This is a genomic window from Pseudomonas syringae group sp. 243L2 (genome assembly GCF_032587875.1).
Classification (GTDB): Bacteria; Pseudomonadota; Gammaproteobacteria; order Pseudomonadales; family Pseudomonadaceae; genus Aquipseudomonas; species Aquipseudomonas amygdali.
On sequence record NZ_JAWHPL010000005.1, the window covers coordinates 81,062 to 98,022 of the forward strand.

Here is a 16,961-nt window from a genome sequence, read left to right on the forward strand (position 1 = left end):
TTCCGGCCTCTTGACTTACCGTGGCTGCTCCACTGCCAGACGATCAAACGACGCGTTGCTGCGGATGATAAAGCGCTTATCGGCACGAATCACAAAAAAAGCAGGGATTTTATGTTCTTGCGCATAATTCCAGCCGCGCCGCGGGCCGAGAATCAACAGCAGTGAGGAGAGGCCGTCAGCCATCAGCGCCGAGGGATGAATGACCGTCACCGACGCCAGGCTGTGGCTGATCGGCTTACCGGTCAAGGCATCGAGCGTATCGGAAATGCGCCACCCGTCATGGTCGGCGTAACGACGATAGTCGCCCGACGTAGATACGGCGTAGCCCTTCAGCGGAAATACTTTTTGCGTGACATTGCCATCGTCGAGCGGCGCGTCCAGCGTTACTCGCCAGGGCGAACCGTCGGGCTTGAGCCCGCTGACTTTCAGTTCACCCGTGGCTTGCACCAGATAATCGTGCAACCCCAGCTTTTCCATGCGCTCACTGATGCGATCTACCGCATAACCGGCGGCAATACTGTTGAGGTCCACTTGCACAGCGTCGCTTTTGCACAACTGCTGCCCGACGACACGCAGACCGCGATAGCCCACCGTCGCCCGAGTGCGGGCCAACTGGCGCACCAGCGGCATTTGCTCAAACAGTGCATGAGCGCCCAGCCCCCACAGGTCCATCAGCGGCTTCACCGTCAGGTCGAACGCACCATCACTGTCCCGTGACAGCTGCTCGCCAACACCGATCAGTTTCAAAACCGGTTCGGGCATGGTCTGGCAGCTATTGGCAGGCAATGCATTGAAAAGCTCGATATCCGAGTCACTGCGCCAAAGCGACATCTGTTGATCGACTTCGGCCAGAATTGATTCGATCTGCGGGCGCACGACCTCAGGTTCAGGCTGCCCGGAGGCGCGCACGTACACCACTGAATAGTGACTGCCCATGGCCGGCCCGCCAAAGCTCTCCAGCTTGCGTTCCTGACCGCAACCAGCACACGCCAGCAGCACCAGGCACACTGCAACCCTGCAAAACCCACGCAAACTGATGCCCCGCACTAAAAAAACCTTTCAGAGTGACTTGCCATCATTGGCAGGCAAGACAGAAACCTTCCGTAGCGGCCCGCTCGGACCAGGGCCGGCTTCAACCATATGAGGCCGACCAAAGCATTGAGTGGTCAGTGTCGGGCTTATGGTTCCCATACGGCATGCCTGTTCATCCGGTTTCATCTGGTTGATAAGCCGTGCACGCATCGACCAGTCATACCTGTCAAGCGTCTGTTAAGTAATAGCAAATCGCCGAAACGGTTGTCTTTGAGCCCTGTTACACATACTGTTACAAATGTGCATCGCCAGTCGCACACACGTAATGGCGATGTAAACGGGATAAAAAAACGACAACGGACTCCAAGCCGACGAGCCTGAGCGAGTAACTAAATGGCCTCCACAACAAGTAAGGGCAAAGCGATCTTTCGCGTTGTCAGCGGTAACTTCCTCGAGATGTTCGATTTCATGGTCTACGGCTTTTACGCCACGGCCATTGCCAAGACATTTTTCCCATCCGACAGCGCATTCGCTTCGTTGATGCTGTCGCTGGCGACCTTCGGCGCAGGCTTCCTGATGCGACCCTTGGGCGCGATCTTTCTCGGTGCCTATATCGACCGTCACGGACGTCGCAAGGGCCTGATTATCACCCTCGCGATGATGGCAATGGGCACTTTGCTGATTGCCTGTGTGCCGGGTTACGCCACTCTGGGCGTTGTTGCACCGCTGCTGGTGCTGCTCGGTCGCCTGCTGCAAGGCTTCTCGGCTGGCGTCGAGCTGGGTGGTGTTTCGGTGTACCTCGCTGAAATCTCGACACCAGGTCGCAAAGGCTTCTTCGTCAGTTGGCAGTCCGCCAGCCAACAGGCTGCAGTGGTATTCGCCGGTTTGCTGGGCGTTGGTCTGAACCACTGGCTGAGCCCGGAGCAAATGGGCGAATGGGGCTGGCGCGTGCCGTTCCTGATCGGCTGCCTGATTGTGCCGGCGATCTTCATCATCCGCCGTTCGCTGGAAGAGTCACCGGAGTTCGAAGCCCGCACGCACCGCCCGACGCTGCGTGAAGTGGTGCGCTCCATCAGCCAGAACTTTGGTCTGGTGCTGGGCGGCATGGCGCTGGTAGTGATGACCACGGTGTCGTTTTACCTGATTACCGCCTATACCCCGACCTTCGGCAAGAACGAACTGAACCTGACTGACCTGGAAAGCTTGCTGGTGACCGTCTGCGTCGGCGTGTCCAACTTCATCTGGCTGCCGATCATGGGCTCGTTCTCGGATCGTATCGGCCGCAAGCCGCTGTTGATTGCAGCGACCGTGCTGGCCATCGCCACCGCCTACCCTGCGCTGTCGTGGTTGGTAGAGCACCCAAGCTTCAGCCACCTGCTGATGGTCGAGCTGTGGTTCTCGTTCCTGTACGGTTCCTACAACGGCGCAATGGTCGTGGCGCTGACCGAGATCATGCCGGTCGAAGTCCGCACCACCGGCTTCTCGCTGGCCTACAGCCTGGCGACCGCAACCTTTGGTGGCTTCACCCCGGCGGCCTGTACTTACCTGATTCACGAATTGGGTAACAAGGCAGCGCCCGGTATCTGGCTGACGGGTGCCGCTGTGCTGGGTCTGGTTGCTACGCTGGTGCTGTTCCGCAAAGGCGGGCAGAAGCTGGAAGCGCCCGGAGCACCTGCAACCGCCTGATTCATCGCTTGATCGATCAGATAGCCGTAACGGCTAAAAGCAAAAACCCCGGCACGAGTTGATCTCGGCCGGGGTTTTGCTTTTTCAGACAGCGCGCCTCCAGGGTCGAAAGCCAAGCCAGAGCAGCACCCCGGGCAATTGCAACGCAATCATTAAACCCAGCGACCACTGATAGGCCTCAAGCGGATGACCGGCACCCTGCGCAACCGGCCACAGGTTGAGCACCAATCCCATCAGCCACTGGAGGAAGAACGCGAGCACAAACACCACCAGATTGAAGGAAGAGCTGACCCTGCCCGCCAGCTCCGGTGCCACCGATTGCGCCACAATGGCGTAGTTCATGGTGGTCGACGTGCCGAAGAAGCTGAAGCCCATCGCAACAATATAGGGTGACACCGGTAGACCACTGGCCATCAGCATCTGGAAGCCGATGAAGATCACCATCCCTGCACCACAGACCATGATCGGCTGTACACCGAACCTGCGCAGATAATCAGTGATCGTGCCAAACGTCAGAGACCCTGCCACCATCGCGATGGCGCCGAACAGCAGTACATTGGCCATGCCTGAATCGCTCAGCCCGGCCATGTCACGCAACCACGGACCCATCCACAGCGACAGTACCGACATGTAGATGGCGTGCGAAAACACTGAATACAACGCCAGACGCCAGAACGTCCAGGAAGAGTAAAGTTTGCCGACTGCGGCAAACATATCGCTGTAGCGGGTGTTTCTGGTCTCGTAGGCTTTGGGAACACTGAGGTGTATGACCACGGCCACACAAAAGGTCAGCAGCGCCAGCATCAGAAACGCTTCTCGCCAGGTCAGCCAGCTCAGCAACGCATGCAAAGGCGTGGTCGACGCCATCGCGCCCAGCCCGCCAATCGACAGCAGGCAGGCAGTACTCAGTGGCAAACGCTCGACCGGCAACCAGATGGCACATGCCTTGATCGCACTCATCAGCGAACCCGCCACGCCCAGACCAATCAGACCCCGCCCGATCAACAACCCTGTCTCGGTGCTGGAAATACTGAAGATGACCGAACCGGCGACTGCGAACAACAGCATCGGCGCCTGCACGCTGCGCGGGCCGTAACGATCAAGCATGACGCCGAGGGGAATCTGTGCGGCAGCGAAGGTCAGAAAATACACGCCAGTCAACAACCCCAGGCTGCTCGCGGGCAAACTCAGGTCGGCCTGCAGATCGACATAGATCACCGCATTGACGGTACGAAACAGGTAGGAAACGAAATGCCCCAGACCAAAGGGGATGAAGATCGTCAGAAACAGCAGGAAGAAGCTGCTTTTGAGGGGGGGTTGCGAACCGTCCATGGCCGAACTGCTCATCCTTGATACTCCATCGTCCAGAAAATCTGCGCGTGACAGATTCTCATGGTCAGCCACAAAACAAAACGGGCCGAAACCTGCATGCGCAGGGTTCGGCCCGTTTATCTGATGCCCCGGTCAGACCGGGCAGTTCAAGCGTTCAACATTTACTGCGGAAAGGCAGGCGGATTGACGTCTGCCATGTCTTCCATCACGCGAACAACCTGGTGGCTGTAGCCAAACTCGTTGTCGTACCAGACGTACAGCACAACGCGGTTATCGTTGACAATGGTGGCTTCGGCATCCACAACACCGGCGTGACGCGAGCCGACGAAGTCAGTGGACACCACTTCCTGCGAGTTCACAAAGTCGATCTGCTTGTGCAGGTCCGAGTGCAGCGCCATGTAGCGCAGGTACTCGTTCATTTCTTCACGGGTGGTCGGCTTCTCGAGGTTGAGGTTGAGAATGGCCATGGACACGTTCGGCGTTGGAACGCGGATCGCGTTACCGGTCAGCTTGCCGGCCAGTTCAGGCAGTGCCTTGGCAGCAGCGGTGGCGGCACCGGTTTCGGTGATCACCATGTTCAACGCAGCGCTGCGACCACGACGGTCACCCTTGTGGAAGTTGTCGATCAGGTTCTGGTCGTTAGTGTACGAGTGAACCGTTTCAACGTGACCATTGGTGATGCCGAACTTGTCGTTGACAGCCTTGAGCACCGGCACGATGGCGTTGGTGGTGCAGGATGCCGCGGACACGATCTTGTCGTCCGCCGTGATTTCACCGTGGTTGATACCGTGCACGATGTTCTTCAGCTTGCCTTTGCCCGGCGCGGTCAATACCACGCGGTCGACGCCAGGGCAGGCCAGATGCTGACCCAGACCGTCGGCATCACGCCATACACCGGTGTTGTCCACCAGCAGAGCGTCCTTGATACCGTATTGGGTGTAATCCACCTCGGACGGGTTCTTGGCGTAGATGACCTGAATCAGGTTACCGTTGGCAGTGATGGTGCTGTTGGCTTCATCAATGGTGATGGTGCCATCGAACGGACCATGTACCGAGTCACGACGCAGCAGGCTGGCACGCTTGACCAGATCGTTTTCCGCGCCTTTGCGGACCACGATGGCACGCAGACGCAGACCGTCGCCACCACCGGTCTTCTCGATCAGAATCCGCGCCAGCAGGCGACCGATACGACCGAAACCGTAAAGCACGACATCGGTGCCCTTGCGCGGGCTGGTGCCCTGCTGACCCACTACACTGGCCAGCTCCTCACGTACGAACTGCTCGGGCGTGCGGCCGTTGCCTTCAGTCTTGAACTTCACGGCCAGCTTACCCAGGTCCACCGAAGCGGCACCCAGTTTGAGCTCGCTCATCGCTTTTACAAGCGGGAACGTCTCGTGTACGGACAACTCAACCGCATCGGACTGACGATGACGCGCAAAGCGGTGAGCTTTGAGAATCGCGATGACTGAACGGTTGATCAGGCTGCGGCCATAGATCGAACTCACCACATTATTATTGCGGTAGAGCTGACCGATGAGCGGGATCATCGCTTCGGCGAGAGCTTCACGATCGATCCATTCACCAAGACACTGGTCGGGCTTCTGAGTCACGGGAACCTTCCACATGTAGGGGCTGAAAAAAGGGGCTACATTATGACCGCGCCTTTGTTTATGAGCAATGCGCGACTGTCATATCGATGGGCACTACATAATTTTCGCCCGTAAATACGCGGTAACACTCTGGAAAACTGACAGCCACCACCTTCCCCCGTTACAATCGCCGCCCCTGTTGCAACGCCTGGAGCCCGACCTTCCCGTGCCAGTTCTGCGTCTACCGCATCTTTCTGCCGCTGCAGGCAAACAACACTGGGGCAATCTTCCCGGTGCCGCACTGAGCCTGGCCATTGCCGAGGCCGCCAGCGCAGCCAAGCGCTTTACCCTGCTACTGACCGCCGACAGCCAGAGCGCCGAGCGGCTGGAGCAGGAGCTGAAGTTTTTCGCGCCCACGCTGCCGGTTCTGCACTTCCCGGACTGGGAAACCCTGCCCTACGACCTGTTTTCGCCGCACCAGGACATCATTTCCCAGCGCATCGCCAGCCTTTATCGCCTGCCGGAGCTGGAGCATGGCGTTTTGGTAGTACCGATCACGACCGCCCTACACAGACTCGCGCCGACCAAATTCCTGCTCGGCAGCAGCCTGGTGCTGGATGTCGGCCAGAAGCTTGATGTGGAGGCCATGCGCACGCGCCTGGAAGCCAGCGGCTATCGCTACGTGGACACGGTTTACGAGCACGGCGAGTTCACCGTGCGCGGCGCATTGATCGACCTGTTCCCGATGGGCAGCAAGCTGCCGTTCCGTATTGACCTGTTCGACGATGAAATCGAAACCCTGCGCACCTTCGATCCGGACACGCAGCGTTCCATCGACAAGGTCGAGTCGGTGCGCCTGTTGCCTGCTCGTGAGTTCCCGCTACAAAAAGAAGAAGTCACGCGCTTCAAGGCACGCTTTCGCGAGCGTTTCGATGTGGACTTCCGGCGCAGCCCGATTTTCCAGGACTTGAGCAGCGGCATCACGCCTGCCGGTATCGAGTACTACATTCCATTGTTCTTCGAAGAAACCTCGACGCTGTTCGATTATCTGCCGCAGGACACTCAGGTGTTTTCCCTGCCGGGTATCGAGCAGGCCGCAGAGAATTTCTGGAACGACGTGCGCAACCGTTATGAAGAACGCCGCGTCGACCCTGCACGGCCACTGCTGCCACCGGCCGAGCTATTCCTGCCGGTGGAAGACTGCTTTGCACGCTTGAAAAACTGGCCGCGCGTGGTGGCCAGCCAGCAGGATGTCGATGCCGGAGCCGGACGCGAACGCTTCCCGGCCCAGACCCTGCCGGATCTGTCCATTGAAGCCAAGGCCAGTCAGCCATTGGCGGCATTGTCGACATTTCTTGATGACTTCCCCGGTCGCGTGCTGTTTACCGCCGAGTCCGCCGGTCGCCGTGAAGTGCTGCTGGAACTGCTTGAACGCCTGAAGCTGCGGCCGAAAACGGTCGACAGCTGGCAGGACTTCGTCGATGGCAAGGACAGGCTGGCAATCACCATCGCCCCGCTGGACGACGGCCTGCTGCTGGAGCAACCGGCACTGGCGCTGGTCGCTGAAAGCCCGCTGTTCGGCCAGCGGGTCATGCAGCGCCGCCGTCGCGAAAAGCGCACCGATGGCGGCAATAACGACGCCGTCATCAAGAACCTTACCGAACTGCGTGAAGGCGCGCCGGTGGTGCACATCGACCATGGCGTGGGCCGCTATCTGGGGCTGGCGACACTGGAAGTCGAAAATCAGGTCGCCGAATTCCTGATGCTGGCCTACGCCGAGGACGCCAAGCTGTACGTCCCGGTCGCCAACCTGCACCTGATTGCCCGCTACACCGGCAGCGACGACGAGAGCGCGCCACTGCACCGCCTGGGCTCGGAAACCTGGCAGAAAGCCAAGCGCAAGGCGGCTGAACAAGTTCGCGACGTAGCTGCCGAGCTGCTGGATATCTACGCACGCCGGGCAGCCCGCGAGGGTTATGCCTTCGCCGACCCGAAAGCCGACTACGCCACTTTCAGCGCGGGCTTCCCGTTCGAAGAAACGCCGGATCAGCAGACCACCATCGAGGCCGTGCGCGCCGACATGCTGGCACCCAAACCGATGGATCGCCTGGTGTGTGGCGACGTGGGCTTCGGCAAGACCGAAGTGGCCATGCGCGCCGCCTTCATTGCCGTGCACGGCGGGCGTCAGGTGGCCATTCTGGTGCCGACCACCCTGCTCGCCCAGCAGCACTACAACAGCTTCCGCGACCGTTTCGCAGACTGGCCGGTGACGGTCGAAGTGATGAGCCGCTTCAAGTCGGCCAAGGAAGTCAGTGCCGCCGTTGCCGATCTGGCCGAGGGCAAGATCGACATCGTCATCGGTACACACAAGCTGTTGCAGGATGACGTCAAGATCAAGAATCTCGGTCTGGTGATCATCGACGAAGAACACCGCTTCGGTGTCCGCCAGAAAGAACAGCTCAAGGCACTGCGCAGCGAGGTCGACATTCTGACCCTCACCGCAACGCCGATTCCGCGAACCCTGAACATGGCCGTGTCGGGCATGCGTGATCTGTCGATCATCGCCACGCCACCGGCGCGCAGGCTGTCGGTACGCACCTTCGTCATGGAGCAGAACAAGCCGACCATCAAGGAAGCCCTGCTGCGCGAGTTGCTGCGCGGCGGCCAGGTCTACTACCTGCACAACGACGTCAAAACCATCGAGAAATGCGCGGCGGATCTGGCCGAACTGGTGCCGGAAGCCCGTATCGGCATCGGCCACGGGCAGATGCGCGAGCGCGAACTCGAACAGGTGATGAGCGACTTCTATCACAAGCGCTTCAATGTACTGATCGCCTCGACCATCATCGAGACCGGCATCGACGTGCCGAGCGCCAACACCATCATCATCGAGCGTGCCGACAAGTTCGGCCTGGCCCAGTTGCACCAGTTGCGCGGCCGCGTCGGACGCAGTCACCACCAGGCCTATGCCTATCTGCTGACCCCGCCGCGCAAGCAAATCACCCCCGACGCGGAAAAGCGTCTGGAAGCGATTGCCAACACCCAGGACCTGGGCGCGGGCTTCGTGCTCGCCACCAATGACCTGGAGATCCGAGGCGCAGGCGAACTGCTCGGGGACGGCCAGAGCGGTCAGATCCAGGCCGTAGGTTTTACCCTGTACATGGAAATGCTCGAGCGCGCGGTCAAGTCGATTCGCAAGGGCGAACAGCCCAATCTCGATCAACCGTTGGGCGGCGGACCGGAAATCAACCTGCGTGTACCGGCATTGATCCCCGAAGCCTACCTGCCGGATGTACACACCCGCCTGATTCTCTACAAACGCATCGCCAACGCGGCAGACGAAGAGGCGTTGAAAGACTTGCAGGTAGAAATGATCGACCGCTTCGGCCTGTTGCCGGAGCCGACCAAGAACCTGGTGCGCATCACGCAGCTCAAACTGCACGCCGAACAGCTGGGTATCAAGAAAATCGACGGCGGCCCGCAAGGTGGACGCATCGAATTCGCGACCGAGACTCCAGTTGATCCGCTGACCCTGATCAAGCTGATCCAGAGCCAGCCCAACCGTTACAAGTTCGAAGGTGCCACGCTGTTCAAATTCCTGGTGCCCATGGAGCGCCCGGAAGAGCGTTTCAATACCATCGAAGCGCTGCTTGAGCGCCTGACCCCGAAAACTGCTTGAAGGATTCACGCATGCGTCTGTTTCGTTCATTGGTCCTGCTGCTGACGCTGATCGCGCCGACCGCGTTCGCCGACGGCTTGTATCAGGTCGAGATTCTGCTGTTTCGCCAGAACGGCGAACCCGCCTCGACCCGTCAGCTTGTCCCGGAAAACTGGGACAAGGACGCGCAGAAGATCGCCGCGACCGATGAACGAAGCCCCGCCCTCAATGATCTGGCCAGCAAACTGCAGGGCAGTGGCAATTACCAGGTGCTGATGCAGCGCGCCTGGCAGCAGAGCATCGGCACCGAGCCGGGCAAGGTTGCCGTCACCAGTGGTGACGAGCGGCTTGGGCACTTCCCTATCGAGGGCACCGTGAGTCTGGCGATGGCACGTTTTACCGATATTGGTGCACAATTCTGGGTCAACCAGCTGGACCCGCATGGCGTGGTCATCAGCAGTGAACGATTGAAGCAGACCGCCAGGGTAAAAAACGGTGAGCTGACCTATCTGGACAATGGCAACCTCGCGTTGCTGATCAAAGTTTCTCCTCTTTGATCTTTACGTACGCAAGGGACGCCAAGGCGCCCCCTTTCTTTTTGAGCATCGCTGCGGCGTAGGGCTTTTTAAAACTTGTCGTCCATTCTCGAAAAAGTCCTGGCTGCGGCCTGGACAGACCTATTCCACGAGCGAACGCTCGAGCGAGGGCGCGACTACGCCCGGCAAAAACGCATCGTGCTGGAAGACTCCAGCCCGCAGATCATCCGCACCGCCTGTCGGGGCTCGGGCCTGGAAATCTATACCCAGACACTGCTGTTCAAGGACCCCGATCGCTACAAGAATTACCTGACCTGCAAATGCACCTGTCCGGTTCGCAACGATTGCAAACATTGCGTGGCCGCCCTGCTGTTTCTGCAGGACCCGCAAAACCGTCCGTTGCTGCAGGCCGCACTGGCCTCGCACCAGCAAGAGCCGGAAAAGCCCGTCGAGCAAAAACCCAGGCTGCCGGAGCGCCTGATCGATGACCTGCAGCCACGGCCCAGGCTGATTCTGGCCAGCATCGAGTTCAGTGCCTACGAGCCGCGCAACGGGCGCATGCAGCGGCACATTCAGCACCGTGCCGCGCTCGCCTTTGCCTACGGCAAGCATTACGCGGTCGGCACCACCAACGTCAGCATTCTGGTCAGTTCTCTGGGCAGCGATCTGGTGAATCAGAAAAGCGACATCATCGAGCACACCGACACCGAAACCCTGCGCATCCGTCGTCAGGGCGAACGGGAGCGGCAGTTGCGTCAGGAACTGGCCGACCTGGGCTTCAAGGTCGCCACCCGGCAAAGCAAGGCACTGCCCGACAGCGCCGGCGACATGTACGAACTGCCCAATGACAAGGCCTGGCTGCATTTCGTCCTCGACGACCTGCCACGGTTGCGCGAGCAAGGCTGGGAAATCGACATTCAGGACGAGTTCGGCTTCGACGTTACTCCCGTGGAAGACTGGTATGCCGTCATTGATGAAGAGAACGAGCGCGACTGGTTCGACCTGGAACTGGGCATCATCGTCAACGGCGAACGCCTGAGCCTGCTGCCGATCCTGATCAACCTGATTCGCAGCCACCCCGAACTGATGAGCCCGTCGGCAGTGGCCAAGCGCGGCGACGAAGAACAACTGCTGGTGCAGCTCAACCACTTCACCCAGAGCGGCGGCAGCCCGGTGCAGATCGCCCTGCCCTACGGCCGACTCAAGCCGGTACTGGCGACGCTGGGCGATTTCTACTGGCGTCAGGAGGGCAACAACGCGCTGCGCATGAGTAAAGCCGATGCCGCGCGCCTTACCCAGCTAGAAGACCTGCCGCTGACCTGGCAGGGTGGCGACCGTCTGCGCCATTTCGCCGAACGCCTGATCAACATCAAGGACGCGCCGGTCAGCCTGCCCGATGGCCTTAACGCCACACTGCGCCCTTATCAGCTGGAAGGCCTGAGCTGGATGCAGTCGCTACGCGAGCTGGAAGTCGGCGGCGTGCTGGCTGATGACATGGGGCTGGGCAAAACGCTGCAGACCCTGGCTCACCTGCTGATGGAAAAACAGGCCGGACGCCTCGACCGACCCGCGCTGGCCGTCATGCCGACCAGCCTGATACCCAACTGGCTGGATGAAGCCGAGCACTTTACCCCGGACCTCAAGGTACTGGCCCTGTATGGCGCCAATCGTCATCAGGACGCTGGCAACCTGCAGGATTACGACCTGATCCTGACCACTTACGCATTGCTGCCACGGGACCTGGAACTGCTCGAAAAACAGCCCTTCCACGTGCTGATTCTCGATGAAGCGCAGTACATCAAGAACCCCAACAGCAAGGCCGCCCAGGCCGCACGCAACCTCAACGCACGTCAGCGCCTGTGCCTGAGCGGTACGCCACTGGAAAACCACCTGGGCGAGCTGTGGTCACTGTTCCACTTCCTGATGCCCGGCTGGCTGGGCAACAGCAAGGAATTCAACAGCAATTACCGCACCGCCATCGAAAAGCATGGCAACCAGGACCGCCTCCACCACCTCAATGCGCGTATCAAGCCGTTTCTGCTGCGTCGCACCAAGGAGCAAGTGGCCACCGAGCTGCCACCCAAGACCGAGATCATCCACTGGGTCGACCTTAACGATGCCCAGCGCGACGTGTACGAAACTGTACGCCTGGCGATGGACAAGAAGGTCAGGGACGAAATCACCCGCAAGGGCGTGGCACGCAGCCAGATAATCATTCTCGAAGCGTTGCTCAAGCTGCGCCAGGTGTGCTGTGACCTGCGTCTGGTCAATCAGGACATGCCGGTCAACAGCAAACAGGGCACTTCAGGCAAGCTCAACAGCCTGATGGAGATGTTCGAAGAACTGCTGGCCGAAGGTCGCAAGATTCTGTTGTTCTCGCAGTTCACTTCGATGCTCAGCCTGATCGAGGAAGAGCTCAAGCAGCGCGGTATCGCCTACGCCCTGCTGACCGGCTCGACCCGGGATCGACGCACGCCGATTCATGACTTCCAGAGCGGCAAGCTGCCGATCTTCCTGATCAGCCTGAAAGCTGGCGGCACCGGCCTCAACCTGACTGCCGCCGATACCGTGATCCACTATGACCCGTGGTGGAACCCGGCAGCGGAGAATCAAGCGACCGACCGTGCTTATCGTATCGGTCAGGACAAGCCGGTGTTCGTCTACAAGATGATCGCGCGCGGCACCGTGGAAGAGAAAATCCAGCGCCTGCAACGGGAAAAATCAGCGCTGGCAGCCGGTGTGCTTGATGGCCGCACAACCGGCGACTGGAAACTGCGCGACGAAGACCTTCAGGCCCTGTTTGCCCCGCTTCCCGCAGCCCCGAAGAAAACCCGCAAGTAAACCCGTCCGGCGCTATTCGACAGCAATATGCTGAAGGATCTGCGCCGTGGACAACACCGTAGCGTATTCACCGTGCAGGTTGGCCAGCGACATCGCGTGCACATCTTCGGCACTGCGCGGCGTGCCGAAGAAGTCTGCTTGATCAAATGTAAAGCAGGCGTCATGCGCGACGATCACGTTAAAGCCAAGATTGCCTCCACTGCGCGCGGTGGACTCGACGGAATTGTTGGTAATCACACCGACAATCACCACCTGCCCGATCCCGTCCGAGCGTAACCACATCTCCAGAAACGACCCGCAAAACGCGTCAGGCACCTGCTTGCTCAACTCCCGCTCATCGGCGTGCGGCAAGAACGCTGACTGGTACTCGACCCCCGACTGCTCCGGCCAGAACACTGATTGCGGCGACGTCGAGAAATGCCGAACGTGAATCACCGGACGCCCGGATTGTCGCCAGGCACCCAGCAGCGCGCCTATATTCGCCTCGGCTTGCGGATTGTTACGCCGCCCCAGCCTGGGATGATTGATCCCCTGCTGCATGTCGATCAGGATCAGCGCGCTGTTGCCTTGAATATCCATGATGAATCAGTCCGAACTTTTGGTTCAGCAAGACTATCGCAATCAAGGTCTATTCTGGTCGCAATCGTCGACAGGCTCAGGCTTGTCCGAGACCCGCCCCCCAAGGAGAACATCATGATCGAACACCTTAAACTCGCTGGCAAAGTAGCGCTCGTGCAGGGCGGCTCCCGAGGCATCGGTGCAGCCATCGTCCAGCGACTGGCCAAAGAAGGCGCCGCCGTGGCATTTACCTACGTCAGCTCCGAGGTCAACGCTCTGGAGATTCAGGACAGCATCGTCGCCAATGGCGGCCGGGCCCTGGCCATTCGCGCAGACAGCTCCGATGAGAAAGCCATTCGCCAGGCCGTGCAGACCACCGCCGAAACCCTTGGCAGGCTGGACATTCTGGTCAACAACGCCGGCATTCTGGCCATTGCGCCACTCAATGAATTCAGCATGCAGGACTTCGACAAAACCCTGGCGATCAACGTGCGTAGCGTGTTCATCGCCAGCCAGGAAGCCGCCCGGTACATGGAAGAAGGCGGCCGCATCATCAACATTGGCAGCACCAACGCCGACCGCATGCCTTTTGCAGGCGGAGCAACCTACGCCATGAGCAAATCGGCGCTGATTGGCCTCACCAAAGGCATGGCCCGCGACCTCGGTCCGCAGGGCATCACCGTCAACAACGTCCAACCCGGCCCGGTGGATACCGACATGAACCCGGCACAGGGCGAATTCGCCGAAACCCTGAAAGCACTGATGGCCCTGCCCCGCTACGGCACAAGCGAAGAAATCGCCAGCTTCGTTGCCTACCTGGCAGGCCCGGAAGCCGGCTACATAACCGGCGCCAGCCTGACCATCGACGGCGGCTTCAGCGCCTGAACTTCACGATACGAGCGGCGGTGCGCCTCAGCGCCGCACCGCCTTCTTGGGCTTTTCAGTGGCGCATAAGCGTTTATTTGCTTAACCGCATGAAAAATCTGAAAAAAAGTTTTGCGTTAGGAAAAGGTTTCGACTACATTAGCGCGCCTCGACAGACACAACGTTGTCATCGAGATACGGTGAGGTGTCCGAGTGGCTTAAGGAGCACGCCTGGAAAGTGTGTATACAAGAAATTGTATCGAGGGTTCGAATCCCTCCTTCACCGCCATATTTGAAACACACAAAACCCCTGAATTCGCTGAAGAATTCAGGGGTTTTGTGGTTTCTGGGGTCTGAAAAAGTGATCGTTGGACGCTACATGGGACAGAGCTGGGACAGAGCAGAAATTAAGGGTGGCAATGCCAAGGACGTCGGACACGATGATGCGGCGTGAAGATGCGACCGTGTGACCGCATCTTCACAGGCATGTACAGGCTTGAAGCACATGTTATTTTTACCGCACATAGCGTGTATCGTAAAAAACTCAACCTTCGCCGCCACCGCCGCACGAAATCAGTTCAATAAGTCCCATTTGATACCATTTATTCTGGCAACTCCACCCGTGTTCAAATGTAAACGCACTTGCAGTGCCGCTGAATGCAACGCCCAATGCGAGCGCCAAGGCGATTCCAATATTTCGCGAACGCACTTTCTTCATATTATCTTTCATAAATGCTCCATAGTTTTAGCAGGTAATGCGAACCTGTAAAGGCTGCATGAACGTCACAATACCTTACCGACTTTAACGCTTTATTATCGGCACTCAAGGTACACTGCCGCGGCCCTAAAACGTGACCAGGCAAACAGCGACCCTAAGTCAGCTGTATGATTTTTGATTTAGAGATGCGCTTCTCTATGGCACATTTGAGTACTGAAACCCAATACGATCAATAGCACAAATGGGCTAATAGCCTCATGCCACAAGGTCAGGCAGCACACGCGTCCCGGTGTCAGAATATTTGTCGCCTCTCCGGTTTTTCCTAGGGTTTTTCTGAAAAGTACTAGATTGCCGTCAGAAATCGCGTCCACAAGCTTTTCTGATTATCAGATCCTGTTTCTGCCGTCCTGGCTGCACCGCTTTGCGGATCTAGAAGATGACGTACTACGGCCCCGATGGATCGTTGATGTGCAGGGTGTATACCCAATTTCGTAGCGCCTTGGTCTGGCTCACTTTGCACTTCGGTGAATCAGATCAAGGATCAATGCTGGCAGCTGCTTGGGCAGCCGATAACGGATCGGACAGAACGTGCGTGGTCGCTGGCTGGTCGGATCAATAATCGGTTCACCAGCAGAATATTTCTCCGCGCTTTATTTGCGCGAAAAGCAGTGATATGAAAACGTGACGTGCACCGCCAAAGTTTCCTGGCCAGCCTACTGACGATTTCGAAGAAAAACGACATGTTCAAAAGAGTCGACCAAAAGCTGTCGGCCAGATGTGTCCAAGAAATTGTTGACGACTTAAAAAGCGGTCAGGTGCATCCGACTAAAACATCCAAGATTGCACTAATTTAGACACCCTTTTCCTTCCGAGGTCTATATCGGGCAGGTTCGAATCCCTCCTTCAACGTCATATTTGAAACACACAACCCCCCTGAATTCGTTGAAGAGCTTCAGGGGCTTAGTGGTTTCTAGGCTTGAAAAAATGGTCGTGGGATCGATTTGTTTAGCAGCAGGCCTCACACGCGCCCCCCCCTTTCTCCGATTCAAACGGCCACCGAAACGCCCTGAAGGCGTTTTGATAGCGCACGCTCACATCAAAAATAAAGATTGAATCCTCACAAAAAATGTTATTTAAATAACAGAAATAAAGGCCGCCGATGCTTCCGTCGGCGCTGGTGAGGTCAAAATAACAATGAGCAAGATTGCAGTCATCGGCAGCAACATGGTCGACCTGATCACTTACATCGAACGCATGCCTGCCCAAGGCGAAACGCTCGAAGCACCGCGGTTTGCCATGGGCTGCGGTGGTAAGGGCGCCAACCAGGCCGCCGCTGCGGCGCTGTTGGGTGCCGACGTACTGATGCTCAGCAAGGTCGGCGACGATGCTTTTGCCGATACCACCCTGGCCAATTTTCAACGGTTGGGCATTGATACGCGCTTTGTCGAACGGGTGCCGGGCGTGTCGAGCGGCGTGGCGCCGATCTTCGTTCAGGAGAACTCCCACAACAGCATCCTCATCGTCAAAGGCGCCAATGCCCACCTGAGCCCGGCCGATATCGACCGTGCCGAGGCGCAGCTGCGCGATTGCGCTTTGATTGTGCTGCAACTGGAAGTCGAGCTGGCGACCGTTTACCACGCCATCGCCTTCGCTCACCGGCATGCCATCCCGGTGCTGCTCAACCCCGCCCCGGCCTTGGCCGGCCTGAGCCGCGAGCACTTGGCGCAGCTGGATTTCCTGATCCCCAACGAAAGCGAGCTGGCACTGATCAGCGGCCAGCCGGTCACGTGCGCCGAGGAAGCGGCTCAGGCTGCACGCCAATTGGTCGCGCTTGGCGTGCGCCACGTCATCGTCACCCTGGGCGAACAAGGGGCGTTGTACGTCGGCAACGAAGGCGAATGGCAGGTGCCAGGGGTCAAGGTTCAGGCGCGTGACACCACCGGTGCCGGTGACGCCTTCATTGGCTGCTTCGCCCGACACTGGAGCCAGGACGGCAATATTCGCCAGGCCATGCAGCAGGCGGTGGCCTACTCCGCCTGCTCGGTCACCGGCCTCGGCACGCAATCTTCTTACCCCGATGCGTCCACGTTTGCACGATTCCTCGATGCATCGGCCAACTGACACTCACCAGCATCTCGCGGAGAACA

11 protein-coding genes and 1 tRNA gene are annotated in these 16,961 nt (G+C 58.7%); 7 read left to right on the forward strand and 5 right to left on the reverse strand.

All coding sequences use genetic code 11. The annotated features are described in order from the left end of the window. Positions 1-15 precede the first annotated feature (15 nt). Positions 16-1,008, reverse strand: coding sequence for an FAD:protein FMN transferase (locus RYB66_RS03470; RefSeq protein WP_016982422.1), 993 nt, complete (start codon positions 1,006-1,008; stop codon positions 16-18). A 417-nt stretch (positions 1,009-1,425) separates the two neighbouring features. Here RYB66_RS03470 and RYB66_RS03475 point away from each other — a divergent pair, with 417 nt between their 5' ends. Beyond that, positions 1,426-2,718 carry an MFS transporter gene (locus tag RYB66_RS03475; protein WP_002552884.1) on the forward strand — a complete coding sequence of 431 codons (1,293 nt, stop codon included), beginning with the start codon at positions 1,426-1,428 and terminating at the stop codon, positions 2,716-2,718. Between the two features lie 84 nt (positions 2,719-2,802). Here the strand turns inward: RYB66_RS03475 and RYB66_RS03480 are convergent, their stop codons facing one another. Continuing rightward, positions 2,803-4,065 carry an MFS transporter gene (locus RYB66_RS03480; protein WP_316893817.1) on the reverse strand — a complete coding sequence of 421 codons (1,263 nt, stop codon included), beginning with the start codon at positions 4,063-4,065 and terminating at the stop codon, positions 2,803-2,805. A 146-nt stretch (positions 4,066-4,211) separates the two neighbouring features. Then, entirely contained in the window at positions 4,212-5,675 is a 1,464-nt protein-coding gene (locus RYB66_RS03485; RefSeq protein WP_005734450.1) for a glyceraldehyde-3-phosphate dehydrogenase, read from the reverse strand. A gap of 190 nt (positions 5,676-5,865) precedes the next feature. On the opposite strand from RYB66_RS03485, the gene mfd reads away from it, so the two are divergent. The 3 genes from mfd (at position 5,866) to RYB66_RS03500 (ending at position 12,674) form a co-directional block, all read left to right on the forward strand. Continuing rightward, entirely contained in the window at positions 5,866-9,318 is a 3,453-nt protein-coding gene (gene mfd / locus RYB66_RS03490) for a transcription-repair coupling factor (protein ID WP_316891944.1), read from the forward strand. An 11-nt stretch (positions 9,319-9,329) separates the two neighbouring features. Next, positions 9,330-9,854, forward strand: a complete 525-nt coding sequence (locus RYB66_RS03495; protein ID WP_057404814.1) for a CsiV family protein — start codon at positions 9,330-9,332, stop codon at positions 9,852-9,854. A 75-nt stretch (positions 9,855-9,929) separates the two neighbouring features. Continuing rightward, positions 9,930-12,674, forward strand: coding sequence for a DEAD/DEAH box helicase (locus tag RYB66_RS03500; protein WP_004664558.1), 2,745 nt, complete (start codon positions 9,930-9,932; stop codon positions 12,672-12,674). Positions 12,675-12,686: 12 nt separating this feature from the next. Here the strand turns inward: RYB66_RS03500 and RYB66_RS03505 are convergent, their stop codons facing one another. Continuing rightward, complete coding sequence (locus RYB66_RS03505) at positions 12,687-13,253, reverse strand: cysteine hydrolase family protein (protein WP_316893820.1); 567 nt, start codon at positions 13,251-13,253, stop codon at positions 12,687-12,689. 114 nt (positions 13,254-13,367) lie between these two features. Between RYB66_RS03505 and RYB66_RS03510 the strand changes: the two genes are divergently transcribed. Continuing rightward, the gene (locus tag RYB66_RS03510; RefSeq protein WP_316893822.1) at positions 13,368-14,117 is read left to right on the forward strand and encodes a 3-oxoacyl-ACP reductase family protein; all 750 of its coding nucleotides are present in this window, start codon (positions 13,368-13,370) and stop codon (positions 14,115-14,117) included. Between the two features lie 178 nt (positions 14,118-14,295). Then, positions 14,296-14,385: transfer RNA gene (locus tag RYB66_RS03515), tRNA-Ser, on the forward strand. A 255-nt stretch (positions 14,386-14,640) separates the two neighbouring features. On the opposite strand, the gene RYB66_RS03520 is transcribed toward RYB66_RS03515, so the two are convergent. Beyond that, positions 14,641-14,826 (reverse strand): hypothetical protein, encoded by a 186-nt coding sequence (locus RYB66_RS03520; RefSeq protein WP_004664555.1) that lies wholly within the window; start codon positions 14,824-14,826, stop codon positions 14,641-14,643. A gap of 1,182 nt (positions 14,827-16,008) precedes the next feature. Between RYB66_RS03520 and rbsK the strand changes: the two genes are divergently transcribed. Further along, positions 16,009-16,935, forward strand: coding sequence for a ribokinase (rbsK, locus tag RYB66_RS03525; protein ID WP_316891954.1), 927 nt, complete (start codon positions 16,009-16,011; stop codon positions 16,933-16,935). The last annotated feature ends 26 nt before the right edge of the window (positions 16,936-16,961 follow it).